The following is a 25,646-nucleotide window of genomic DNA, read 5'->3' as shown; positions in this document are numbered from 1 at the left end:
CAGATGACTTCTATAAAGGGATATACCAAATACTACAGGTTTATCGTCTATCTTATAGTCACGATACTGATCAACATTGCCGGGTTGTCGCTTTTTTTCAGGATCGATCTGACGTCAAACGGACTCTATTCGCTCTCTGAAGCAAGTAAAAAAGCTGTCGCCACCCTTTCGGAACCTCTTACCATAAATGTCTTTTTCACCAAGGACCTTCCCGCTCCGCACAATAATACCGAGCGCTACCTGCATGATCTGCTTGAAGAGTATGCCGCTCATTCAAACAGATATTTCAATTTCAGGTTCTATGATGTCAGCGCCGAGGAGGGAGATATAAGCGAGAAAGCAAAGAAAAATCAGCAGCTCGCCATGGATTACGGGATATATCCGGTCCAGATACAGAATATCGAGCAGGATGAAGTGAAATTCAAGAAGGCCTATATGGGTATGGTGATGATCCATGGGGATGTCATAGACAAGATACCATCCATTACCGATACAGAGGGGCTAGAATATACGATAACCTCGAAGATCGAAAAGATGAACAGCAAGATCAGCGTGCTGCTCAATCTTGAAAAAGATGTCGAAATAAAACTCTTCCTTTCCAGTTCGCTCCAGGGCGTCCAGTCCCAGCTCAGGATTTCGGATATGGCCGGTATTCCGGGCAGGATCGAATCGATGATAAAAGATCTCAACCAGAAATATTATAACAGGCTCAGGTTCACCTTCATCGATCCGACCGCTGATCCGGCTCATGAGAGCGAAGCGCACGATTATGGCGTCCTGACGCTGAGATGGCCTGTTCCGGGAGGGGGGGGTGACGCCGAGATGCGCGGTTCCGCGGGGATCGTGATAGACAATAAAGGGACTTTCCTCGCGATTCCCCTCATAGATGTGGTGAGGATACCACTGTTCGGTACGCAGTATCAGCTGGCTGACATGAACAATATGCCCGAGAGGCTTTCCGAATCGATAGACGATGTCCTCGATGTCAACAAGAAGATCGGCTATCTTTCAGGATATGGGGCGGTACCGCTTTCACAGTCGAGGCAGATGCCTGACCAGCCCCCCCAGCAGGAATCGCTTTCCAATTTCAGCGCTCTGGTCTCCGAGGATTATTCGGTAAGCAGTGTCGCCATGGGGGGAGAGCCTCTTCCCGAGGGGATAGATTGTCTTATTATAGCGGGACCCAAGGAACAGTTTGACGAGTATGACCTTTTTCAGATCGACCAGTTTCTCATGAAGGGCAAATCGGTAGCTCTGTTCCTCGATCCATTCGAGCAGATCGAACAGAATCCAGGTCAGCCGCAGATGAATTACAATCAGGGGCCTGTTTTCAGGCCAGTCAATACCGGCCTGGAAAAACTGCTGGCACATTACGGCGTAGAAGTCAAAAAATCGTATATACTTGACGAAAACTGTTTCGAACAGAAACTGCCCCAGATGTACGGCGGAGGAACACAGCCGATATATTTTGCTCCCATCATCTTGAACGAGAATATCAACGATAGAATACCTTTCCTGAAAAATATCAAGGAGATGGTATCTGTGATCTCATCACCGGTAGAGATGAAGACAGACAGGCTCACTACAAACGGGCTTCGGGGCGATCTCCTCTTTTCCTCGTCGAAACGTTCATGGGAGATGGCAGGGCGGATAGATCTGAACCCGATGATGATCAGGCCTCCCGATGATCCTGCCGAAATGAAGAGTCTTCCGATGGCTGTGATGATCAGCGGGGAGTTCCCAAGTTATTTCGCTGGAAGGGAAATACCGGAAAAGCCGATGAAAGAGAATGCCGGCGAGGAACAGCAGATAGCAGAGAGTCCGGAAGAAAGCTCTTTTGGCAATATATCGGATGAAGGTGTTATCGTGAATAAGGGAAAGCCGGGAAAGCTTTTCGTCATAGGTTCAGCTGCTCTTCTGGGAAACAATGTTCTCGATGAGGCGGGCAGATCGACCAACGCGACTTTTGTGATGAACGTGCTCGATCACCTCAATGGCAGGGATGAATACGCAGCGATGCGGAGCAAAATGCAGCGGTACAACCCTCTCCAGGAAAGTTCGGGAGGACTCAAGACGTTCGTGAAGAGTTTCAATATAGCCGGCCTGCCCGTATTTGTCGCCGTGATGGGTATTTCTGTGTGGTTCAGAAGAAAAACAAGAAAACGGACTATTGAGATGATGTTCAGATGATAGGTTCGGAGGACATAAGATGAAGATAAAGAAGGAATACTCGATTCTTATTCTGATAATAGCGGTTATTTCCGTCTTTCTGATAGCAAGGAAAAAAGACAGGACCCATTATGAGCTTCCCGGGATAACACCTCCCGCTTCTGGCGAGATCAGCAAATTTGTTTTTTCATCGGCTGAAGATACTGTCGTCCTCGAAAGGAACGATGACAAATGGAGGATACTGCCTGAAGGATATATCGCCGACAGATCGCTCGTCGACAGGATGATCGAAGCGGCGTCAGGATTCTCTATCACTACTCTGGTTGCAGAATCGGGTAATTACGCGACCTACGACCTCGAGGATGATCAGAAGATCAGTCTCGAGGTCTATTCAGGAGAGGAAAAGCGGCTTTCTGTCGAAGTGGGTAAAAAGGCTTCGACCAACAGGCATACATTCGTCCGGCTCGAGGGTAGATCCGAGATATATCAGGCAAAGGGAAATATCAGGAACGTTTTTGACCAGGACAGAGAGAAGCTGAGAGACAAGACAGTCTTTACTGTTAACAAGGATGAGGTAGTTTCCCTGAAGGTGCTCAAAGGCAGCGAGCCTTTCGACATTATCAGGAATCCCGGCTATATTCCTCCCGGTACGGGCGACTCCGGCGAGGAAGCTCCCGGATCGGCCGGCAAGTGGCAGGGCGGGGATGGAAGCGTGATCGACGAGGCAACTGTATCGAGGATCATCTCCTCGATCGCGAGCATCAGGTGCGACAGCTATATCAACGATATTAAGAAAGATGACTTTTCCGTTCCGGTCTTTTCAGTAACGGTAAATACCGGTATAGCTCAAACGTTGTCGCTTTACGAGGGGGATGAAGAGAGATATCCTGCAGTCTCCACGCAGAGTGAGTACCCGTTTTTCCTGTCGAAGTGGAAGGCTGAGCAGATAATCAAAGGGGCGGAGAAGCTTTTCTCACCCGAAGAAGATGATCCGGTAAAATGACTTTGTGGTTAAAAAACCGATTCACGAGGCAGCGGTCTTCACGCCGACCAGGAAAGGACATACTCGCGGGAATACTTTCTTTCAACGGGATATTCTAGACCGGGACGGCGATCTTTTCGTCATATTTCGGAATCATCACCCGGATTTTTTCATCTATATCAGACATTATGACGAACCTGTGGAGTTTCGTTATAACCGATGCGGTGACTTCCTGTCCCTTGGCAACGAGGAGCAGGTCTTTCTTTGTCCTGACATCCTGATCGAGGATCATACCGGTTATGAGTTTGTTGATCTCAATAGTCTTTATCTCGCATGTCGACTGAGCCGTCTCGATTCCTTCGAGGGCCGCGACTATGACCGGATCGAACCTCTCCGGCTTGGTCTTCAATCTGGCGATAGTCGCCTTTTTAGATACGCCCCGCATTATCCACCTGTCGAATTCGATCGCAACGCCGAGGATCTGCGCTCCAGCCTCTACCTGATCCCTGAGCTTCGGATCATCAACAGATCCCATCTGTGAGAAGGGCCTGAGCTGATCCTTGATGATCCTTGCCACAGTCTCCATGCGGGGGATATTGATCAGAAGATTACAACCTGTCTCCGGGTGCGATTCAAATGCTTCCTTCTCATCACGGGTCAGTTCGCTTTCAGCGTATATCTTTTCAAGGGTATCAGGATGGAGGGTGACGCACCCTATATGCGAAAGCATGGCGGCAAGCTCTATCTGCCATCGATCGGCGACCTCGAGTTTTCCGGCGAGAAATGAGGCGTACCCCTTGATTCTTGAAGCGCTGCTGAAAGCCATCGGGTTGATTATCGAAAGCATCTCGGTCAGCACCCGTATACTTCCGTTGAGGGTGTCTTCAAGCAGTTCCTTTTCAGCCACTATCAACTGGTGCTGTTCTATCGCCGCTTCTATCGTCTTGTTGAGGACCCATGGATCGACCGGTTTCGTAAGTATCCTGAAGATGCTCCCTTTGTTGACGGCGGCCATCGCCGTTTCAAGATCGGCATTTCCTGTGATCATGACTCTAACCGATTCCGGCGAGCGGGTCTTTACCATCGTAAGGAATTGGATGCCGTTGATCTGCGGCATCCGAAGATCGCTTATTACAAGGGCGAACGGAGCTGATTTTTCGATCTTGCCGAGGGCTTCCTGCGCTCCCAGGGCGGTCTCGATCTCGTATTTCCCTTTCAACTGGCGCTTGTAAGCGGAAAGGATATTCGGTTCGTCATCGACGCATATTATTCTGTGTTTCATAATGTCAATTCCTCGACGGGATCCAGTCCGTCCGATTCGATGAGACTCTCCGCCCATTTCCCAAGTCCCGCGGCGGTGACCTCTTTCAGTATCCAATCGGGGAGGTGGCCCGTACTGTTTTTTTCAGTCCTTGCGATGATGTTGGAATAGTATGTGACCCTGGAGACGGGAGAATCTTTGTCAGGATCATGATGACTGGCCACAGCTTCTGTTATCTCATCACCAAACCCGCGGAGTTTCAGGAAATAGTCTCCCGCCTCCTGATGCGTGAAGCCGAAGATATTTCTTTCCGTATCAGCTCTTGCCGACATGTCGCCGTTCATCCCCGAGATAAGTGACCTGTACTTCACCGGATCGTAATCGATCATCAGGAGTTTTCCGATATCATGAATGAATGCGGCAAGGACGCAATTGTCCTTCTGCTTCGAATCACTGAATATTGAGTTTGGGGTTCTTTGCGCGATATCTCTAGATCTGTTGCTGTGAGCCTGGATCTCCTCGAAATCGATGAGATCGAGGCTTTCCCCGCTGAAGGGGACGAACAGGCCGGTATCAATGATTATTTTCTTTATTACATCTATCCCTATTATCGAGACAGCTTCATCGATATCTTTTATATGAGAGTACGTTCCGAAATACTCAGTATTCACAAGCTGAAGAAAGACTGACGAAGCGAGTATATCGCTCGATATCGCTCCGTTGACGATATCGATATCGGGGTCGTTTTTTTCGAGTTCCGACTCGAGGATCGAAAGGGTGCGGGGAAGACATCGCATCGGAGCCGTCATGGCCGCGTACTGGCAAAAACCGCTGTCATTGAGAGTCCCCAGTATCTTGCCTATCTTGCCGATCAGTTCGACCAGTTTCGCCGGGTTGCACGGTTTTGAGAAATACTGGTGGGTTTTTCCGATCGAGCCGGTCACCGAACCGTGATCGGACTGGCCAGACAGGATCATTCTGATGATTCGGGGATCATTCACAGATATCTTCTCTAGAAGTTCATTGCCGTTCATCCCCGGCATGCGGAGGTCAGATATCACCGCGTCAAACCGGTCCTGCGTCAACTTTTCGATCGCCTCGATCCCGCTTTCAGCGAAGGCAATATCGAATTCCGCCCTGTGGACCCTCATCATCCGCTTCAATCCGAGAAGCACGTTCGGTTCATCATCTACAAACAGAATCTTTTTCTTCATCTATTGAATCCTCTTTGATCGTATCTGCAGACTTCGGCAGCAGTACGCACATAGTTGTTCCCTTTCCTACTTCAGACTCTATCGTTATTTTGCCGCCATGGTCCTTGACTATTATCTTGCTGGCGATAGCCAGTCCCTGCCCCGTGCCTTTTCCTGTCTCTTTTGTCGTAAAGAATGGATCGAATACTCTTTCCCTGATCTCTTCCGGAATGCCGCATCCCGTATCGGAAATCCTTATCTCGACATTCTTTTCCGTTTCGCTCGTTGTGATCGTTATTTTTCCCTTTTGCCCCGGATCTTTCTCTATCACATCAGCGATGGCGTGCGAAGCGTTGATGATTATATTGAGGATCACCTGGTTTATCTGGTCCGGAACGCACCTTACCGGGGAGAGGTCCTTGTCGAGATCGAGTTCCATATCGGCAATATATTTCCATTCGTTTCTAGCTATCGTCACAGTCGTTTCAATCGCCTTGTTGAGATCGACCTGGGAGATATCCCTGCTTCCGGGATGAGAGAATTCTTTCATCGAGCGAACGATCTTCGATATCCTTTCTATCCCCTCGATCGTCTGGGATATCGCGGTCGGGATCTCCTCTTTCAGATACTGAAGATCGATCCTTTCGATCGTCTCTTTTACCCGGTCGATGAAGTCGCCTGCCGGTAATCCCTTCTCGACCCCGTCGAGCATAGCGCCGAACTCGTCAAGCAGAGAGTCGATATCTTTGAACGAATCAGAGATGAAACGGGTGTTGTCTCCAACATACTGGGTCGGTGTATTTATCTCGTGCGCGATGCCGGCTGCCAGCCGGCCTATTGATTCGAGTTTTTCCTTATGCTGGAGTTCGAGAAGCAGTTTTTTCTGGCTGGTCACATCTCGAATGAACAGAAGGACGGCATCCTTTCCCTGGAAGGTCGTATTCCCGCATGTAAGTTCCATGTATATCCGGTTTCCGTGCTGGTCGACCATCACAGTCTCGAGGGCGTTCTCATCGCCACAGGATGGTTCGCGCCGATCGAGGTATTTTTTAAGACGAAGCGATTCTTCGGGAGTACAGAGGGAGAGTATCGATCTGCCTGTGGCTTCAGATTCCTCTGTGAATAGTCTTTCTATAAAATACGGGTTGGCGTAATGAATCATCCCGTCGACGATGATCACGATCCCGCCATTTGATTTCTCGACAAGATTACGGAATTTTTCCTCGCTTTCGGCAAGATCGCTGGTAATCCTGGCGAGTTTGCTGTTTGCGTCAGTCAGTTTCCTGTTCTGCTCATGGATCTCTTTTTCAGCTTTTTTTCTTGCTTCGAGCTCTGTCTTGAGCTTGTCTGTCATCGCCACCATATCAGCATGCGCCGATTTAAGCTGGTTTGTCTGGAAATCAACCATCATCTGGCTGTTGATCGTCAGCGCGGCGCTTCCCGCGATTATAAAAAGACGCTCGATCTCTTCTTTCGAGAATTTATTCGTTCTATCATGCCTGCAGATATTGACAAGACCGATCAGATCGTTTCCTATCATCAAGGGAGAAGAGGCGACTGTTCCGGAATAGAACTTTTCGATATTGTCAGGGATCGACCTGGAATATTCCTCGAAATCTTCGATAATGACCGCTTCGGTTCTGCCGGCAAGACTTCCGGAAAAACTTGTCCCGATAGCTATTGAATTGGGGACTTGAGCTTCGTCCTCGATCCCGAGGATCGTTTCGACGACGAGGTCTTTTCCCTCGGTGAGCATCACGATGACTATATCGCAATCGAACTTATCGATCAGATCGGCCGCCGTCATATACAGGAGCAGATCAAGGGTCTCTGAACTTCGATCGTCTCTGCCCGATCGAGGGGTCAGATCACTTTCTTCCGTAAAAAGAACGATCTCCTCTGTTGATTCCATACTGCCTCATTTTACCGGATGCGACAGGATCCAGCAGTCAATCCGATTATTTTACCGCGCTGAAGTCTTTTGTCTGTTTCCGGCTGTCTCATTTCACGTATTCCTCTTCATTCACATCTTCAGGGAATTTTTCCTCAAGGCACTGGGGACAGATACTATGGCTGAATTCGGCGGTAGAGTGCTGCTCGATATAGCTTTCCAGTTTATCCCAACCGTCCTCGTTAGTCCCTATCTTGTGGCAATACATGCATATCGGTATCAATCCCTGGAGAGTCGATACGTGCTCATTTGCCTTTCGGGTCTCCTCGATCTTCCTGATCAGGGCAAGTTGCAGATCTATCATCCTTTTGCCGACCCGGATCCTGGCAAGAAGTTCGCTTTTCTTGAATGGTTTGATGACATAGTCGTCCGCGCCCGACTCGAGTCCTGAAATAATATCTTCCGTCGAATCTTTAGCGGTAAGAAGGATCATATAGATCGGGTTTTCCCTCTCCTGCGCTTTGACAAGATTGCATAATTCAGGTCCGTCGATCTCCGGCATCATCCAGTCTACGATAGCGAGCATCGGTGAATCATCGCGGGAGAGCTTCTCGAAAGCCTCCTTGCCGTTGATAGTGGAGATCACCTCGTAACCCGATTTCTCCAGGGTCTTCTCAAGGACCATCCGCGATGTAAGATCATCCTCGGCAATAAGTATCCTCATCTTCGTTTTTTCCTTTTTTTACATTTTTGCGCCACAGGCAGAGCTTGCGGCCATGAATCATCCAACGATTCCGATGTACTTCTATTCGTCAGCGCCGGGAATAATATTGAGACCTTTTTTATTCCGCTTGCAGAAATGTCCGCAACATAAAACCGGCTTTGTGGCCGCGTCCTGTCATACGGATGGTATTTGACCTAGTTGTTACCGTAGCTGCTGCTGAAACTGTCAAAAATAAACCGATTTTTAACTTGCCACTTCCACAAATCCGCATATATTCAGGATAATAATTCGGATTATGAATGATCATTCTATATACGAATATCCGTTTCAGGGAGTGGGTGTTGGCAGATAACACGAATAATGACAGTCAATTAAGCAGGCGGGAAAGGGAAAGGAAGAGGCACAGGGAGGAGATCCTTATTGCCGCTTCGGATATCTTCGGCAGGCACGGGTTCGAAAAGACCAGTATGCAGATGATCGCTGACAGGGCTGATCTTTCAATCGGGAAGATCTACTCGCATTTCGAGGGAAAGGAAGCGATCTACAGGGAAGTGATAGATTATATCGTCGACCTTATGCGCGAGAGATGCGATACGGCGATCAAACCGGGGTGTCCAGCGGTCGAAGCGATAAGGATCCGTCTAAGGACCGCCATGGAGATATTCGAGGATCATATCCCGTTTATCAGGCTTTTTCATGAGGTAGGCGGGATCAGAGTTGACGCGGTCGCTGAAAAAGCAGAGAAGGGGCACGTAGAGAAGATAGCAGCGATGCTTCGCGAGGCGATAGACAAGGGCGAGTTCTCGGCGGATATCGATCCTGAGATTCACGCTGTGATGATCGAAGGGGCGGGGCACAGGCTTCTTGAGGTCCTTGCCGACAGGGACGCCGATTCTTTCGGACAGATCGCTGAACTTCTGGACAGGATATTTCTTCAGCCATTCGAAACGGGAAAATCGAAAAATAATTCACCAAAGGAGCTTTGATGAGGATTCGAGAACTTAAGATAAGGTTGTTTATCCCATTATCCTTCATTCTGATAATGTTGGCGGACCTGGCCGGTCCGGCTTTGGCGGACGAAGTAGACGCCTCGACGGGGAAAGAGCCTGTCCGGCTTGACCTGTCGATTGAAAAAGCAATAAGGCTCGGACTTGAGAATGACGAATCGATCAGGCAGGCCGCGCTTGGGGTCGAGGGGGCTTACGCGGGGTTGAAAGAGGCGCGATCGGGAAGATTACCGGAGATGTCTATAAGCGGACAGTATGGGCGAAATATCAGAAAACCGGTCATGTTTCTTCCTTCCGATATGGGGGATGCGTTCGGCGGCGTGACGAAGATAGAGCTTGGAGAGGATAACGATTTCTCGGCGGCAGCCCAGCTTACATATAATCTCTGGACGGCGGGAAGGGTATCCTCGGGGATCGGCGCTTCCAGGGAGATGATAGAGGCGATGAAATATCAGAAGACAGCCGTCTCCGATTATCTTCAGTTCCAGGTCAAGGATGCCTATTATTCAGTGCTTCTGGCGATGGAAAACCACCGGATAGCGGAAAAAGCCTGCCAGGAGACAGAAGAGGCTGTGCGGATCAGCAGGGCCGGGTTCAGGGAAGGGGCGGTCAGCAGGTTCGATCTTCTCCGCGCGGAGGTGGAACTGAAGAACAGAGCTCCCCAGCTGATCGAGGCGGCCAATGCAGTCGAGCAGGCTCTCATCCTTCTTAGAAGAAGATGCGGGCTTGATCCCGGAACAGTGATCGCACTTACTGATTCTCTAAGGGCAATCGAAAGGACAGAGGGGCTTGATCATTATATCGGTATTATGAGAAGCGAGAATGTACATGTCCGCGCTCTTGACCATCAGCTTCAGGCTCTAAGGCATAGCGTCGGGTTTGAGAGAGCCCAGCGCTATCCAGTTCTACAACTCGGAGTGAATTTTGTTCTTCAGGGCCAGTGGTCGGATTCATATATGCCAGAGTCGAAGAATCTGGCGAGATCGTCGGCGGTGACTCTGGGATTTCAGATACCGATATTCGACGGGCTGAAGGCAAAAGCAAGGATAGACAGAGCACGGGCTGATCTCAGATCAGCTTCTATAGAACTGGAAAAGACTCTCAGGGAGAAGGAGATGGCAGTCAGGGTCTCAGTTCTCGCCCTGGAGAATGCTATTATGGCTCTCAAGGGAAGAGAGGAAACCGTCGCGCTTGCCGAAGAGGCGCACCGGCTTGCCCTGGTCAGGATGAAGAATGGCCTTGCTACCCCGGTCGAAAGACTTGACGCGGAGCTGGCGATGACGATGGCGAGGGGACAGCTGGCCCAGGCGCTCTACGCGTGCAACATGGCAAAAGCCAGTCTCGAACTGGCTGTTGGAGCGGAAGATTCAAACAATTCTCAGAGATCGACAAAGGAAAGCGAGTAGAAATGAAAGATGTCAAAAGGAAAAAGGTGTCTTACGGGAGATATCTTGTTATTGTGGCGTTTTTGATCATTATCGCCGCTTTTGCCTACCGGTTCAACACGGTGAGCAGCGGCACCGATATCGAGAGTATAGGTTCGATCCACCAGAAGGAGGGCAGGCCTGTCGAAGTGGTGCCGGTTGAGACAAGCGATATCAAGGTCTGGCAGACGATCGCCGGAACGGTCGAAGGGATCATCCAGTACCCCATCGTTTCGACGAATTCGATCCAGGTGATGGATATCCTCAAGCGCGAAGGGGACAGGGTCAGGGGAGGAGATGTCGTGATAAGGCTCGAGAAAACGGCGGCAAATCCGATGCTTCATTCATATGAAAGGTCGAGAGCCCTGTATGAAAACACTCTCCAGGAGACCAGGCGGGTAAGAAATCTGTTCGACGAGGGTGCTGTCTCGCGGCAGACCCTCGACCAGGCGGAAATGGCGTTGAAGATAGCGGAAAGCGATCTGCGCGACGCGAGGGAAGGGATCGACCTGGTAGCCGATCATCCCGGAGTAGTCATGAGCCTGATGGTTGAAAAGGGGGAGATGGCTGAAAACGGAAAACCCCTCGCCTGGATCGCCCGTACCGACTCTGTAAGGGTCGCTTTCGAGGCAGGCAGCAGGCAGGCGATTGCTCTTTCGGAAGGCCAGAAAGCGGTGTGGAGAGACGCGGGCAGCGGATGGTCAGGGGAGGGATCGATCGGCAGGATAGACCTCGCCGCAGATCCCGAGACGCATCTTGTAAGCGGAGAAGCTCTTTTCCCAAACGCTGACGGAAAACTGATCCCCGGCCTCCTTCTTTCTTTCCAGGTACTGACAGGTGATCGCAAGGGAGTCCTGACGGTCCCCACCCGGTGCGTGATCAGGGATGAGATGGGGCAGTCAGTGTTCGCTCTGGTAACAGACGATGGCGGCAAGACCAGAGTAGTACTCAGGAGGATCAATACAGGCCTTGGTACTTCCGACAGGGTCGAAGTCCTCTCCGGATTATCGGATGGAGAGAAAGTCGTTCTATTCGGGCAGTCGATGATCAAAGACGGCGATCTCGTGAAGGTCATCGCGGGCGGGGAGGCTGACTGATATGAATCTGATCAGGATATTCGTCCGCCGGCCTGTTTTGACAAGCATGATTCTGATCCTGATGCTCGTAATGGGGATATATTCTTTTCAGCGGCTCTCTGTGGAGATGATGCCGAGGATCGATTTTCCAGTGATCATTATCACCACGGTCTATCCCGGCGCTTCCCCATCCGAAGTTGAGAGCCAGGTGACGAAGAAGATCGAAGACGAGGTTTCCACCATCGCGAATGTAAAGGACCTGCAGTCCTACTCTATGGAGAATATGTCGCAGGTGATAATCGAGTTTGAACTGGAGACAGATGTCGATCTCGACGCGATGGACGTCAAGGAGAAGGTAGACGCGATCCGTTACCTTCTTCCCGATGACGCCGAGGATCCGGTGATACAGAAATTCGATCTGACTTCGACACCGGTAATGGAGATAGCGGTATCGGCGCCGAGGCCTCTTCAGGAAGTCTATCAGATAGCGGACAAGAAGATTCGTGAGCGTTTCAGCCGTATAAACGGCGTAGCTGATGTCGAGATCACGGGAAAGAGGGAAAGAGAGATACGGGTAGAGGTCGCTCCGGAGAGGCTGAGGGCGTACGGGCTGAGCCTGCTCGATCTTATCGGCGTGATATCATCACAGAACCTCAATATCCCCGCGGGTCATATAACGAGGGGGGCAAGCGAGGTGACCCTCCGCATGGCAGGCGAGATCAGTGATCCGGCAGAGCTTGCCGATTTCCGGATCCCGCTCCCGTCAGGCCAGTCGATACCTCTTTCAGAGGTCGCCGATATTCTCGACACGACCGAGGAACTGCGCGAGTCATCGACCTGGAACGGCGAACCTGTAATCGGCCTGTCGATCAAGAAACGATCGGACGGCAATACCGTGGCGATCGCGAACGAAGTCTACAAGGTGTTGGATGAGCTTGACAGTGTCCTCGATGATGATATAGATGTGATCATAACCGATAATCCTTCGATCTTCGTCAGGGACTCGGTCAAGGATGTCATGTCCAATATCGCGATAGGGATAATCCTTACTTCTTTTTTACTCTTTCTATTCCTGCATGACTGGCGACAGACCCTGATCGCGGCTGTTTCGATGCCTGTCTCGGTAATCGCGACTTTTCTGCTGATAGAACAGGCGGGATTCACAGTCAATATAATGACCCTTCTGGCACTTGGGATATCGATCGGGACCCTGGTGACCAACTCGATCGTAGTGATCGAGAACATCTCCCGCCATGTCAAGGAAGGTATGGATCCATTCGAGGCGGCCGAGAAGGGCACCTCTGAGATCGCCATCGCGGTGATCGCCTCGACCCTGACGAATATTGTCGTCTTCACGCCGATCGCCTTCATGAGCGGTATCATAGGAAGGTTCTTCCTGCAGTTCGGAGTGACGGTGGTCTTCGCGACCGTCATATCCCTGCTGGTCAGTTTCACGATGGTCCCCATGCTTTCCGCGCGGCTTATAAGGGCCAGGGCGGGGAGTCACCATTCAAGCGATCATCTATGGACGAGATTCGCCGACTCCTGGGACAGCGGTTACGGACGGCTCGCCGGAGGATACAGATCCCTGTTGTCAAAATCTCTCGATCGCAGGTGGATTCCGCTTGTCGGAGTATTCATGATTTTTGTGTTTGCCCTGTTCCTTTTCAGATTCATCGGGGGGGAGTTCATGCCGGTAGTCGATCAGAATGTGGTGATCGTGGCTGTTGAACTTCCTGCCGGAACGAGTATCGAAAGAACGACTGAAGTGGCGGCGGGGATCGAGAAGTTGATGAGACAGAGAGACGATGTCGAGGGAGTGATAACGAAGATCGGCGGAGGTCAGCGGAGTATAGCGGAGGCGAATATAACGCTCAAATTGATTGACGGAAGCGAGAGGGACCTTTCGATCAAGGAATTCATGAATGATATCAGGCCCTCGCTTGCGGGGATCCCCGACGCCGAGATCATGGTGACCACTTCTGGAGAGAGCGGTTCAGCCGAAGCTGACCTTCTTATAGAAGTACTTTCGAGTGACCAGGAAAAACTCTCTCTCGTCGGAGACCAGCTTTTTCGGATCGTCAGGGAGACCCCGGGGCTTGTAGAAGTCATGTCGAGTGAGAAGGCGGGAAAACCCGAGATAAGGGTACGGCCAAGGAGAAGGCAGATGATGTGGAGAGGCATCACTCCGGCCGCTGCCGGAATGATCCTCAGGACAGCGTATGAAGGGGAGCTCTCCGGCGTTTATCGCGAGATGGGAGAAGAATACGATATCAAGGTCCAGTACGCGCTCGAGGACAGGAAGGATCCTTCATATCTGAGCGATCTCACTTTCAGCATGCCTGGCGGGGGCTCTGTCCCCCTTTCCGATATCGCCGTGATCGAAAGGGAGAGGGGCGCGGCCGAGATCCTGCACAGGGACAAGGAGAGGATGATCCAGATATCGGCCAACGTCGCTACCGGAACGGTTAGTGAAGCAAGGGCTGTCATAGACGAGCGGCTCGGCAGACTTGAGATCCCGCCGGGAGTGATAGTGAAATATTCAGGAATGGCAGAGATCCAGGATGAGTCGTTCGCTTCCATCCAGACGGCGATGATCCTGGCTATCCTGTTGATATATATAGTTATGGCAGCAATTCTCGAAAGTTTCGTCCATCCATTCACCGTTATGATCACACTTCCGCTCGGGTTGATCGGGACCTCATTTGCCCTCTTTTTCACCGGTCAGACGATCAATATCATGTCCCTGATGGCGATGGTCATGCTGACCGGTATCGTTGTCAATAACGCGATCCTGCTCCTCGACTATACGTCACAGCTGCGCGCAAAGGGGATGAGCGCGAAAGAAGCTCTTCTTGAAGCGTGTCCGACACGGCTCAGGCCGATCATAATGGCAAACCTCGCTATAGCGATCGGCATGATCCCCCAGGCTCTCGGGGGGGCTGGAGTGGAATACAGGGCTCCGATGGCTGTAGTCCAGATCGGCGGAGTACTTCTTTCCGCCGTATTCACCCTCTTTATAATACCTGTCATCTATACTATGGCAGACAGGCTTACTCCCGCGGGGAGAAGGGAAAAAAGAGAAGAAAAAAATAAAAAAAATAAAAATATTTATTGAAAGATGTTCTTATAGCCGCTGTCTATCCAGAATCGGCAGATTAATAATTGTAATGCTTTGCTATATATGCTGGTTACGCATGTTTTGCCTTTCCCCCTGAGAACCTCAGGGGGAGGAGGCGAATGGGCTGATCCGAACTTTACTGTTGACTTCGATTCGATATTTATGCTACAATTCTGATTGTCGAGTAAGTTAAGGTATCTCCAACATTGATCCGCGGAAGGAGGCTAGTGGTACCCCCGTTTCGTCTGTTCTTTTTAACTTAAGGTCCCAAGCCTTTTCGAAGGTTTAGGAGGTTAAAAGATGTTCAAAGGAAAAGTTTTGCTTTTCTCTTTGTTGCTCGTTTTCGCAACATCCCTGTATGCTGGTGACGTCGACCCATGTCAGAGTGAGTTCGGTGTCAGCTGCACAGGTATGAGAGTCTCGATCTGCCCCGCGGGGGATTTCGAGTGGATCTATGATGGTTGCGGCAATGGCAACGACTATATCTGGCTTTATGCCAGAGACGCATCAGGAAACGGGATTGAAGGTATTCCCTGGACTGACTATTGGATGAACGCTTGCGATCCGGCTCAGGAACTCTCACTCTGTTCGGCTCCCTTTGCTGCGGATGCCCTTACGGATGAGTTCGGTTATACCGAGATCTCCGGCCGTATCTCAGGCGGCGGATGTATCCTTTCAGGTGGTATCTATCTGGCTATTCAGGGCAAGACTATCGTAGATATGCCCGGATGCGTCGACGTCACATGCGTCGATATCCAGATCATCAGCCCCGACCTTATCCCCACGGGCGAGGTCGATCTGTCTGATTTCTCCATCTTCGGTGATGCATACAATACTGCAGACGGGGATGCAATGTACGATGACTGTTGTGACTACAACGGCGACAAGATTATAAACCTGAGTGATTTTGCGTTCTTCGGGGAGCATTATCTGCATGAATGCTTCTAATAGGCGTACCAGGTTGTTTTTATCTGGCGACCCTGTGAAGTGAATTCATTCAACTTTTGGGCTGCAAAATAAGGGAGTTAGATTATGAAGAGAGTACTGCTGACAGTTGCAATTGCTCTCCTGATTCCAGGACTGTTAGGCGCTGCTGACGCGACTTTGGGTCTGTATTCAGATGGAAAGCTGCATTATCAGCCGAGCATGCTGACATCTTTCCAGCTGCATCTTTTTCTCGTGCAGAGCGACTATTATGTGACAGCGATCGAGTATTTGCTTCTTGCTCCGGATGCCAATTTCCAGGTTCAGAGCGTTGAGTATCCTTCGAACCAGCAGGTCTCCATCGGTTCGCCGACGGATCCTCTCGAAGGCCACGCCATTTCCTATTGGCCACCGATGACCGGGTTCCCCGATGGTTACGATTTAATGGCGACGTTGAATTGTATAACCGTGGCACCTTGCGAGCTTATGCCGGATTATCCGCTGTTAATAACGGTCAATCCTGAATCAGGTGAGTTACGTGGTACTTACTACCCCGAAAACGAGACTTTCCCTATCATAGGTCTGACGACATACCTCTGTCTCGACCAGATAGCTGTGGAAGATGGTACCTGGGGTGCGATTAAGTCCTTGTACAAATAGGGAAGAACTATCGCGGATAAAGTGGCTGGGTGAGTGAAACCAGTCATCCAGCCACAGGGCCGCGGGTTGAGGAGGTGATGAGTAGGGACTGAATAGAAGCTGTTTTTTACTCAACACCGAAATCTTCCTGATTACGAGGTGTAGGTTAAATTTAGAGTTGATTATCTTATCAGCAGGAGTAATTTGAAGATGAAAAAAGCATTAATGATGGTTATCGCTCTCGCTATGCTGGCAGGCGCTGCCAATGCCGGCCCCATTGCTTACATGGCCCTTTATGCCGATCACGGACGGACAGTCCAGGAAGCTATCTTCGTTCCGCCTTTCGTTAACTTCCACATCTATGTATACTGTCTGCCCAGTGACAATGGTGTCACGGCTCTCGAGTATCAGGTTGCCCTTGATGGAACTACGAACCTCGTAGCCCTCGCCGGCGTAAAGAACCCTGCCATGGGTATTGCCGACGGTGCCCCCTATGGCGCTCCTGGTATCAAGGTCAGCTGTCCTTGCCAGGGCGACTGGTTCTACACCTTCGACCTTCCGTTCTATCTGATGGACGGTGTTGCAGGTTATGTCGAGCTCGTAGCTCACGATCTTATCGAGACCCAGGTCCAGGTCGCCGGTTGTGACGCGCTTCGTACGATCGAACCAGTGACCCCTCTTAACAAGTTCGGTCTCAACCAGGATGGCGTCGTCGCCAACGAAACGAGCACCTGGGGAGCTATCAAGAGCCTGATCAACGAGTAAGAGCGTTGAAAAGTCTCCGATGATCACCGGGATCTCCCGGTATCGTCAAAGATTACCGGAGCAGCTGATGCTGCTCCGGTTTTTTTTGTACGATCTGACTGAATGACAGGTCTTAATTTTCTATGTACCGGCCCTTCCGATTTGTTATAATAAAAAGGTAACGATATTAATCTATATGGTTTTTCCCTGCTTGCCGAACCCCCTGGGAACAGGAGAACCCGTTTGAAAGAATCGATTTTCTTCAAAGCGGCCTCTCAAAGGTCATTACTGATAACATTGATTCTCCTCTCTTTTAGCGCTGCTCATCTGAATGCTGCCACGCGTCTTGTATCTTCTTCCCCGCAAGGAGTTGTATTCGAGATCGAGATACCCCAGCCCGGGATCGAACTGTCCGGAGGTGGGGCCGTAAGGATAGTCCTTGAAGGGTACGGCTCATTCTCTCGCCCCGGTTCTTTCTTGTTGCCGGGAAAGACTTTTCATGTGGCGATCCCTCCGGAGGGGAAGGCGTCGGTAGATTACAGTATCACCGTCAGTGATGATCTCGGGGAGTTGAACCTGGAGAGGGTCAAAGAGGGCCGTTTTGTTAAAAATGAAGGTGATATCCCCGGGGTGGAGTATTATCTCCCCGAAGGCAGGGGTGAGGGTGAGTCAGCGATCAGCGTTCTGGAAGCAGGCGCGCCCGCGTTTATGAGCCGGCAGAGAGTCCTTCCCGTCATGGTCAGCCCTGTCTATCTCTCGGGGGGGCGGTACAGGATCGCCAGAAAGATGACGGTCCGGGTAGCTTTCGCTGGAGGAGTCACCGAACGGCCTGGAGCATTCAGTACGACAGATGGGCCGGCTTCAAAGCGATGGCAGAGGATATATGATGATCTCCTCGTAAATCCCCGCGATGTCGAGAAGTATATAAAAAGCACGAAAGATATCCGCAGGGATGCTGTCCCTTTCGAAGCGGGAAAACGCCTGAAGATCAAAATCCCCGAAACGGGAGTATATGCCGTAAGGGCTGATTCCCTGATATCATCGGGGATGTCCTCTTCAATCTCCAATACCGGGTTTTCCCTGAATAAATTGTATTTTGACCAGGGACAGCCGGGCCTGAAGCGTAAGACCCCCGTTCCATACCGGATAATCAAGGGCACGCAATCCTCGCCTTCGATCTTCGAAGGAGACGATATAGTCGTTTTCTACGCCAGGGGTATAAAGGATGACGCTCAGGCAGGGGACCAGTTCGCCACATTTACAGATTATAATATCATATGGCTCGAGGAGGATGAGGCGGGCACTCTGATGGATGATTTTTCTCCCGCCCAGGGACCTGCCATGCCGACGACACTGTTCGACTCGCGCTCCAGGAATAGGAAGGACACATATTACAACAGGTACACGTTAGCGGGGAAATGGGATTTTTACTACATTGAAGGGCCGCTAAGCGGTGAGACAGTGATTCCCTTCGAGATCAATTCTCCCGACCTTTCGAACACTTTTACCCTTTCGGTCAGACTCACAGGTTCGATCTGGGGTGCCCTGAACCAGAGTGTGACAGTAAGGATACGCAATTCCGCGGGGACCAATACGGCAGGTACGGGAATTCTCCGCAGTACGGGAGATCTTGATCTTGAGTTTACCGGCATACCATCTAACTATCTGGCCGACGGGACGAATGAACTGGTCATCTCGGGAAGTTCGAGTTATGGTTTTCTCGTAAATGATTTCGAGATAATATATCCCGCCGGGTTCAACGCGGCTGGCGATATCCTCGAATTCTCCCTGGCCGGCAAGATCGCTTCGCAAGCCGTCACCGTTTCCGGTTTTTCAGAGCCAGGTGGTTTTATTATCGATATTTCAGACGCTGAAGCGCCACTATTCCTCACTCTCCCGGGGGCAGATTACCATCTCGATGGAAACAGTTATTCGATAGACCTGGATCTTCTCGCGATGACAGAAAAATCGTTTGTCATCTCGGGAAGAAGCGGAGCCGGGCATATTTATAACGACTGGATATCGGTAGATAACCCATCGGCGCATATATCCGAGACAGGACCGTTCGACGCTCTTGTCATAGCGCACAGTGATTTTCTTGAACCTTCGGTGACAGCGCTCACCGAATACAAGACATGGAGGGAAGATCAGGGATTCAGGATCCTGAAGGTGGATGTCGAGGATATTTACGACGAGTTCAACGGCGGCCTGAAATCGACCGAAGCGATCAAAAGATTTATCCGGTTCGGTCATGATAACTGGGGAGTGGATTTCGTGCTTCTCGTCGGAGATGGAAACGAGGACCACAAACAGATCTTTTATGATCCATCCCCGATAAAGGGAACGCCTCCCGATTATATACCACCATTTACGTACAGCGTCGACGTGATAGGTGCTGATTATGACGACGAGGTGATCGCGACAGACAAGTATTACGCTTTTCTCGATGAAGAATGGCCCCAGAGCGGTTATCCGGACGTCTTCGTTGGAAGATTGCCGGTAGGTGGAGACCTTGAACTGAGAGCGCTTCTTATCAAGATGTACCGGTTCGAGGACCCGAAAATGAGCGATCAGTGGAGAAGAAGGACAGTTCTCTTTGCCGACGACGCGTGGTCAGGTTATCCTGATTACAGATATCACTCGACAGAGCTTCACTTCGAGCAGGGAATGGAACGGATCGCCCAGGATATCGAATCTTCACTTCCGGGAGGTTTCGATATCCAGAGGCTTTTTCTTTCAAGCTGGACAGACAGCCTTCATGATATCGGGGACAGTGGGATTAATCTCTATTCAGAAGTGACAGATTCGACGAGAGAGTATTTCACTCCATATATCCTTGCCCGGTTGAATGAAGGAGCCCTGATTTTTTCGTTCCAGGGGCACGCGCACAGGGCGCATCTAAGCACGGAATCGGGATTCTCTATGTTCAGCCAGTACAGGGATCTCGACAAATTGACTTCCGACAGGAATTTTATCTTCTTTGGAGCGGGCTGCCATATCAGCCAGTACGCGATCGTGCAGGAGTTGTCGCGCGTCTCGGTCGACGGGCCGAACGGCGATTGTATCAGCGAGCAGATGTTGTTTAAATCGAGGTCCGGGGCGGTCTCCGCCTACGCAAGTTCAGGATTTGAACTGCTTGACCAGAACGAGACGTTCTTTGACCGCTTGCATGAGACGATCTTCAAGTATCCGCCGGATGATCTGATACCACCCGCCATGGAAGAGACGGGAGCCCACTGGAATCTCGGAGAGGCTTTGACCAAGGCGGAAATAGAACATATCGGATCGACATTCTACGGGTTTCTTCAAAGTTACAGATATTTTCTTCTGGGTGATCCGATGATAACGGTCGATCCGGGTCCACCGATGATGATTCTGGAATCAGACTGGGGCGAGGGCTGGCAGGAAATGGAATCAGATACGCTGAGGTCGAAGAACAGATCAAATATGTGCAGACTTCGTTTAAGAGCGAGCGACGTGATATCACTGGGAGAGATAACCCTTTTTGTCGACGACGAGGACAGAAGCGGCGAGCTTTCAATAACAAGGATCGGGTCCGAGACGACGACATGGGCGAGAGGGTATTACGCGGAGATCGAATACGATATCTCGCTTGAAGACGGGGGTCTGACTTTCAATATCCATAGGCCAGGAGGCCGTCTCGCCGGACAGAGAGAACTTGTAATAAATACGCGGATGAGGATGTTTTATAACGGAGATAACGAGGTAATGTCCGGTGGAGAGGTCCCTCCGAGCGGAGATTTTCGCCTGGAAGTAGATTTTCCGGTCTTTCTGGCTCAGCCCCCCCTGCTGCTGCTTGACGGAACGGAGTTATCGGAGGTGGTCATGTCGGTTCCATCCGGAGCAGATTCGACTCACTGGGAAGTCTCTTTTTCAAGGGATTTTATCGGTGGAAGCCACGAATTCTCCGTTCGGGTAGGAGAATATTCCAAGGAGTTCGCTTTTGAAGTGACCGGTGGAGAGCTGGCAGTTGGATTCTTCAGTTTTCCCAATCCATTCAGTTCCGGGACCAATATATCGTTTACGAATAATATCGCGGTCGATTCAGGAAAGATAATGATCTACAATGTCTCGGGGAGATTGATAAGGAAGATAGAGATTCCTCCGAGTATGCTAGGGCAGTTCAGCGGGTCTCTGGAGGGTGAATATATCCCCAATCATATCTGGTGGGATGGCCGCGACCTCGCTGGCAACAGAGTGGCCAATGGAAACTACATCATTATGTTGCGTATGGAGAAAGATGGAAAGCAGATAGACAGAAAGACGATTTCCGTGAAACTGGAGTGAGTTTTCTTCTGAAGATCTCCAACTCCCAATTCCATATCCCGATTTTCTGAATTTACGGCTCGAGCCAGGTCTCTTCCTGTGGAGAGGAGATATCATTATTTCGATCCCTCCACAGATCGATTCCGGTAACTAATCGGTAGAAATATCTTTACCTTTTCCGATATTCTTTCCTAGAATGCTTTTAAGGCTTTGGTGATCGCATACACGGAGGTATCGTCTTGGAAAAATTCCTGGAAAAAATAAGAAAGAAAAAGAACAGGCTTATCGTCGGTATAGAAACAGGTAACAGGCCGGGGCGGCTTGGAGCTGTCATCGTCGAAGTCAGCGGGTATGGCAACGATACCCTGATCGACCTTAAAGGAACGCATTCGATGGCATTACCCCAGGAACTTCTCAACGCGTTAAAAGCTCTCGAAGTTGCTGATGACTTTGATTCGGAGGATACAGCGGGGATCAATTTTCTGATCCTTCACCAGATAATCAGCCTCTACCAGGAGTTGTTTGAGAAAGTCGATATCGATTCCGGAGAGGTGGACATTATCGGTCTTAAATGCATGGAAATAGCGGGAAGGATATTTCCCGAAGACCCTTCGGCCCTGAGCGAAATGGCCGGAGTGGCTGTGGCAAGCCATTTTACCATACTGTCCGGCAGTGAAGGCACCGCGGTCTCTGTCAGCGAAGCGATCCTGCAGAGTCTAGTGGACGGTGCGATGAAAAAGTTCGGTCTCGATAAGGAATCCCGCGAAGCTGTCTGCGTCGCGATGCTGGCCAACGAATCGCTCTGCTCGGATGGCAAAGGGCAAGACCCCTGCGAAAGGGATTCAGATGGCGGGAATGCCGATCTGTCCGGAGAGTTCTTTTTCCCCGCCTGAAAGACCAGTTTTGATGGCCGGTTTGATCTGATCCATTTTCGAAAGGAAATCTATTCTAATGAGAAAGGCCTTCCTTCCCCCAAGCCTGATCCTGCTCTTCCTGTTCCTCTCCTGTGGAAAGGAACCGGCCCGTTACATCTCACGTCAGGTCGAGAAAGAACCGGTCTCGTCGAAATCTGCAATGGTCCGTGTCCTGATTCTCGATACGGATGGAAAAGTCGATATAGACGCGGGAGCGGCCAATGCAGCGTGCAGGCAGGATGACAATACGATATCAGACGGGTTTCTTCTCGATGGGCCTGTCACTGTGTCTAGAGCTGGACGTGAACTGAAGGTCTTGAAAAGGGGGCGAGGCCTTCCGAGGACGCCGATCCTGATCATAAGGCCTGAAGGAGGCAAAGGATTCAGCATAAACGGAAAGGTCTACAGAGGAATCCTGATGCTGCAATGCGGAGAGCGGGATAATATACTGGCGATCAACATAATAGATCTTGATGACTATATCAAAGGAGTGCTTCCATCGGAGATAGGATACCTTAAAAAAGACCAGTATGAAGCTTTCAAGGTGCAGGCGATCGCTTCACGCTCGTACGCGCTCAGCAAGCTGGAGGAAAAAAAGGGCGAGCCGTATGACCTGCGCGCGACGATAATGGACCAGGTCTATAAGGGAATAGGCGGAGAATACCCCGATGCCTCAAGGGCGGTCGACGAGACCAGGGGGCTGGTTGCGCTCTGGAATGGTAATCCGATCAAGGCTTACTATTCATCCTGTTGTGGTGGATATACAGCCGATATCCGCGTCGGCTGGCCATGGAAAGCCCAATTTCCATATCTTTACGGGAATCGCGACGCGGCAAGTCCGGGAGGGAAGTCGTTCTGCTCGGATTCGCGCCACTTTCGGTGGGAAGAACACTGGACCGGAAGGGATCTTCTGAAAATCCTTAAAAAGACCCTTCCCGCCGAGCTTGGATCAAGAGTGGCTTCATTCAACAGCCTGGTAGATATCAGTACCAGTGGAGTATCGCGAAGCGGGCGGATAGAAAGACTGAGGATCACGACAGAGAATGGATCGTATGATGTGACCGGGGACAGGATCCGCTGGGTCCTGAGACCGGGACTTGCCAACGGGCCGATCCTCAGAAGCACATTGTTCAAGATGGAGGTCAGGCGAGCCGGCGGGAAGGTAGTGTCGGTCGATCTCAAGGGTGGAGGAAACGGTCATGGGACAGGGATGTGCCAGACAGGAGCGATTCGCATGGCCGAGCTTGGCCACAGCGCGGAAGAGATACTCTATCACTACTATCCCGGGATCACTATCAAGCGTTTTTATCAATAGGTATGGGAACGGATCACCTTCGACAGGTCAACAGGACCGAAAAGATAATCAAATCCGGTTAAAGATGAATTTATCCAGACAGGATCATTATGGATATTGACAGGTTGCTTGAAAGACTATCCGCTCATCTCGTAGTCGGTCTCGCCGCTACCGAACTGACTGACGGGGAAAGGGATCTTCTGGGCAGACTGGCGCCGGCGGGAGTGATAATTTTCGCCCGGAATGTCGAGAATGCAGCGCAGCTCGGCAGGCTGACAAACGAGGTGTCGGAAATCATAAGATCTTCGGCGCGTCTTTCGCCGATTATAATGGCTGATCATGAAGGTGGAAGGATCTCTGTGCTGGCGAAAGCGCTTGGAACACCACCTTCGCAGATGGCCGCGTGGGGGCAGGGAGATAGAAGCATATTCGAAGTCCAGCTGAGGGAGACCGCGGGAAGAATACTATCAGCGGGGGTCAATATGGTCGCGGCTCCCGTTGCGGATATCAACTCCGAGTGCTTGAACCCTGTGATCGGGACCCGTGCTTTCGCCGAATCGGGACCTGAAACGACTCTGGCGGTGGCCGAAGCAGTACGAATATTGTCCGAAGAGGGGCTATTGACCTCGCTTAAGCATTTTCCCGGCCATGGATCTTCGTCAGGTGATTCCCATGTCATTCTTCCAATGCTGAAGAAGTCGATCGCCGGGCTTAAGAAGGATGATTTGATTCCTTTCATCGCGGGGATCGAAGCGGGAGCAGATTCGGTGATGATGGCTCATCTGCTTCCCGCCGGCGGGGAGCTTCCCGCCTCTCTCGACCCTGGTATCATAAATGGAGTGCTACGCCGTGAAATCGGATTCGATGGCGTTATTATCACTGACGGGCTGGAGATGGCCGGAGCGCTGACCGGAAGAGGAGTTACGGCGATCCCTACAGGTCCGACAGATGAGAGAAGAGGCTGCTCCGCGCTGAAAAAAGGATCGGAGATAGCCGGCCCGACGCATACCCGTACTCGTAAACCTGCTGAAGTCGCAAGATCAGCACTGGAGGCGGGAAATGACATCCTTCTTTTCACAAGGCCGGCCGAAGAAGTCTATAGCGAGCTGAGGGATAGGCTCCCGATTCTTATCAAGGACGAAGAGTTCTGGGAAGGGACCTTTCCGGAGATCTCATCTGAATCGAGAAAAAGGATCATCGCGATGAAAGAACGCATCGCGCCCAATCGGCGGAAGTATCCCGGCGCGGAGTGGAATGATGAGGTTTACTCTATAGTGGCCGAAAAGAGCGTCACTATATTGCGAGACGAGAGGAATCTGCTTCCCTTCGGTGCCGGGATACCGGTCGAGCCGGTCTTCTGCGGCGAGATAAAGGATTTCGAATACTTTCCGGTGATCGAGTTCGTGTCGGTTCTGAGTAAAGTGTTCGGGGCGGCAGGGGAGCCGGGCCGCGATGAGTTTATTCCCTGTGCCGGGAGAAGTATCGACCGAACGCGGGAGCCGGTCGAGTTATATCGGTACTTGCCTCTGCCAGCTTCGAGCGATTCGGAAAAAGTGCTGGTCCTGCTGAACAGAAGACCTCTTTTACCCGAAAACCTCGCTGGCCTGACGCGTGAATATTCAGTCATCGTACTTGGAGAGCGGCCATGGGATGCCAGGTCGATCCCGTCCGGGAAAACAGTCATTGCATGCATGGGTACTACTGGAGATACGGCGAAAACCGCCGGAAGGCTTCTCATCGGAAGAGGCTAGCCGAGGGAGCGATCACTCTTTTTCCGATATCTTGCAATCAGGTCGAATTAAGTTGACTTTAACGGCCTCTTTTGTTATTTATATACACTCCGGGCATGTATGATTGCCTGGTTTTTTCAGTCTGGCGGGGTATTTTTTGCCAGGGCTGGAGTAATTGCAGATTTTAGTACGGGGTCGTAGTTCAGTTTGGTTAGAACGCCTGCCTGTCACGCAGGAGGTCGCGAGTTCGAGTCTCGTCGGCCCCG

17 protein-coding genes and 1 tRNA gene are annotated in these 25,646 nt (G+C 50.9%); 14 read left to right on the top strand and 4 right to left on the bottom strand.

The window, feature by feature from the left end; genetic code table 11:
- Positions 1–3: 3 nt before the first annotated feature.
- Entirely contained in the window at positions 4–2,190 is a 2,187-nt protein-coding gene (locus tag JW814_00655) for a GldG family protein (GenBank protein ID MBN2069936.1), read from the top strand.
- Positions 2,191–2,209: 19 nt separating this feature from the next.
- Entirely contained in the window at positions 2,210–3,172 is a 963-nt protein-coding gene (locus JW814_00650; protein ID MBN2069935.1) for a DUF4340 domain-containing protein, read from the top strand.
- Positions 3,173–3,266: 94 nt separating this feature from the next.
- On the opposite strand, the gene JW814_00645 is transcribed toward JW814_00650, so the two are convergent.
- From JW814_00645 to JW814_00630, 4 genes are all read right to left on the bottom strand, one after another.
- A complete protein-coding gene (locus JW814_00645; protein ID MBN2069934.1) occupies positions 3,267–4,433 on the bottom strand; it encodes a response regulator in 1,167 nt (388 codons plus the stop codon).
- Positions 4,430–5,626 (bottom strand): HDOD domain-containing protein, encoded by a 1,197-nt coding sequence (locus tag JW814_00640; protein MBN2069933.1) that lies wholly within the window; start codon positions 5,624–5,626, stop codon positions 4,430–4,432. Before JW814_00640 ends, JW814_00645 begins: the two co-directional genes overlap by 4 nt.
- A complete protein-coding gene (locus JW814_00635; protein MBN2069932.1) occupies positions 5,598–7,517 on the bottom strand; it encodes a PAS domain S-box protein in 1,920 nt (639 codons plus the stop codon). Before JW814_00635 ends, JW814_00640 begins: the two co-directional genes overlap by 29 nt.
- Before the next feature lie 88 nt (positions 7,518–7,605).
- The gene (locus tag JW814_00630) at positions 7,606–8,220 is read right to left on the bottom strand and encodes a response regulator (protein MBN2069931.1); all 615 of its coding nucleotides are present in this window, start codon (positions 8,218–8,220) and stop codon (positions 7,606–7,608) included.
- A 341-nt stretch (positions 8,221–8,561) separates the two neighbouring features.
- On the opposite strand from JW814_00630, the gene JW814_00625 reads away from it, so the two are divergent.
- The 12 genes from JW814_00625 to JW814_00570 all read left to right on the top strand — a co-directional run bounded on the left by JW814_00625 (position 8,562) and on the right by JW814_00570 (position 25,646).
- Complete coding sequence (locus JW814_00625; protein MBN2069930.1) at positions 8,562–9,206, top strand: TetR/AcrR family transcriptional regulator; 645 nt, start codon at positions 8,562–8,564, stop codon at positions 9,204–9,206.
- The gene (locus JW814_00620; protein ID MBN2069929.1) at positions 9,206–10,633 is read left to right on the top strand and encodes a TolC family protein; all 1,428 of its coding nucleotides are present in this window, start codon (positions 9,206–9,208) and stop codon (positions 10,631–10,633) included. The genes JW814_00625 and JW814_00620 overlap by 1 nt, the downstream gene beginning before the upstream one ends.
- Positions 10,634–10,635: 2 nt before the next feature.
- Positions 10,636–11,748, top strand: a complete 1,113-nt coding sequence (locus tag JW814_00615; protein MBN2069928.1) for an efflux RND transporter periplasmic adaptor subunit — start codon at positions 10,636–10,638, stop codon at positions 11,746–11,748.
- A gap of 1 nt (position 11,749) precedes the next feature.
- Positions 11,750–14,845 carry an efflux RND transporter permease subunit gene (locus JW814_00610; GenBank protein ID MBN2069927.1) on the top strand — a complete coding sequence of 1,032 codons (3,096 nt, stop codon included), beginning with the start codon at positions 11,750–11,752 and terminating at the stop codon, positions 14,843–14,845.
- A gap of 303 nt (positions 14,846–15,148) precedes the next feature.
- Complete coding sequence (locus JW814_00605; GenBank protein MBN2069926.1) at positions 15,149–15,796, top strand: hypothetical protein; 648 nt, start codon at positions 15,149–15,151, stop codon at positions 15,794–15,796.
- An 84-nt stretch (positions 15,797–15,880) separates the two neighbouring features.
- The gene (locus JW814_00600) at positions 15,881–16,432 is read left to right on the top strand and encodes a hypothetical protein (GenBank protein MBN2069925.1); all 552 of its coding nucleotides are present in this window, start codon (positions 15,881–15,883) and stop codon (positions 16,430–16,432) included.
- A 189-nt stretch (positions 16,433–16,621) separates the two neighbouring features.
- Positions 16,622–17,176, top strand: a complete 555-nt coding sequence (locus tag JW814_00595; GenBank protein ID MBN2069924.1) for a hypothetical protein — start codon at positions 16,622–16,624, stop codon at positions 17,174–17,176.
- Positions 17,177–17,398: 222 nt separating this feature from the next.
- Entirely contained in the window at positions 17,399–21,463 is a 4,065-nt protein-coding gene (locus JW814_00590; GenBank protein MBN2069923.1) for a hypothetical protein, read from the top strand.
- 218 nt (positions 21,464–21,681) lie between these two features.
- Positions 21,682–22,335 (top strand): hypothetical protein, encoded by a 654-nt coding sequence (locus tag JW814_00585; GenBank protein ID MBN2069922.1) that lies wholly within the window; start codon positions 21,682–21,684, stop codon positions 22,333–22,335.
- Positions 22,336–22,393: 58 nt separating this feature from the next.
- Positions 22,394–23,671, top strand: coding sequence for a SpoIID/LytB domain-containing protein (locus JW814_00580; GenBank protein MBN2069921.1), 1,278 nt, complete (start codon positions 22,394–22,396; stop codon positions 23,669–23,671).
- Positions 23,672–23,760: 89 nt separating this feature from the next.
- Positions 23,761–25,401, top strand: a complete 1,641-nt coding sequence (locus JW814_00575) for a glycoside hydrolase family 3 protein (GenBank protein MBN2069920.1) — start codon at positions 23,761–23,763, stop codon at positions 25,399–25,401.
- 170 nt (positions 25,402–25,571) lie between these two features.
- Positions 25,572–25,646 (top strand) — tRNA-Asp (locus JW814_00570).

The sequence above is a fragment of the Candidatus Krumholzibacteriota bacterium genome, from assembly GCA_016932415.1.
Lineage (GTDB): Bacteria > Krumholzibacteriota > Krumholzibacteriia > Krumholzibacteriales > Krumholzibacteriaceae > Krumholzibacterium.
Note: the sequence above shows the minus strand (reverse complement) of the source record. Positions and strands in the feature narration are given on the sequence as shown.

Bases quoted from the DNA above. Each gene is read 5' to 3' on its own strand.
- JW814_00655 (MBN2069936.1), top strand. From the start codon at position 4: ATGACTTCTATAAAGGGATATACCAAATACTACAGGTTTATCGTCTAT.
- JW814_00650 (MBN2069935.1), top strand. From the start codon at position 2,210: ATGAAGATAAAGAAGGAATACTCGATTCTTATTCTGATAATAGCGGTT.
- JW814_00645 (MBN2069934.1), bottom strand. From the start codon at position 4,433: ATGAAACACAGAATAATATGCGTCGATGACGAACCGAATATCCTTTCC.
- JW814_00640 (MBN2069933.1), bottom strand. From the start codon at position 5,626: ATGAAGAAAAAGATTCTGTTTGTAGATGATGAACCGAACGTGCTTCTC.
- JW814_00635 (MBN2069932.1), bottom strand. From the start codon at position 7,517: ATGGAATCAACAGAGGAGATCGTTCTTTTTACGGAAGAAAGTGATCTG.
- JW814_00630 (MBN2069931.1), bottom strand. From the start codon at position 8,220: ATGAGGATACTTATTGCCGAGGATGATCTTACATCGCGGATGGTCCTT.
- JW814_00620 (MBN2069929.1), top strand. From the start codon at position 9,206: ATGAGGATTCGAGAACTTAAGATAAGGTTGTTTATCCCATTATCCTTC.
- JW814_00615 (MBN2069928.1), top strand. From the start codon at position 10,636: ATGAAAGATGTCAAAAGGAAAAAGGTGTCTTACGGGAGATATCTTGTT.
- JW814_00610 (MBN2069927.1), top strand. From the start codon at position 11,750: ATGAATCTGATCAGGATATTCGTCCGCCGGCCTGTTTTGACAAGCATG.
- JW814_00605 (MBN2069926.1), top strand. From the start codon at position 15,149: ATGTTCAAAGGAAAAGTTTTGCTTTTCTCTTTGTTGCTCGTTTTCGCA.
- JW814_00600 (MBN2069925.1), top strand. From the start codon at position 15,881: ATGAAGAGAGTACTGCTGACAGTTGCAATTGCTCTCCTGATTCCAGGA.
- JW814_00595 (MBN2069924.1), top strand. From the start codon at position 16,622: ATGAAAAAAGCATTAATGATGGTTATCGCTCTCGCTATGCTGGCAGGC.
- JW814_00580 (MBN2069921.1), top strand. From the start codon at position 22,394: ATGAGAAAGGCCTTCCTTCCCCCAAGCCTGATCCTGCTCTTCCTGTTC.
- JW814_00575 (MBN2069920.1), top strand. From the start codon at position 23,761: ATGGATATTGACAGGTTGCTTGAAAGACTATCCGCTCATCTCGTAGTC.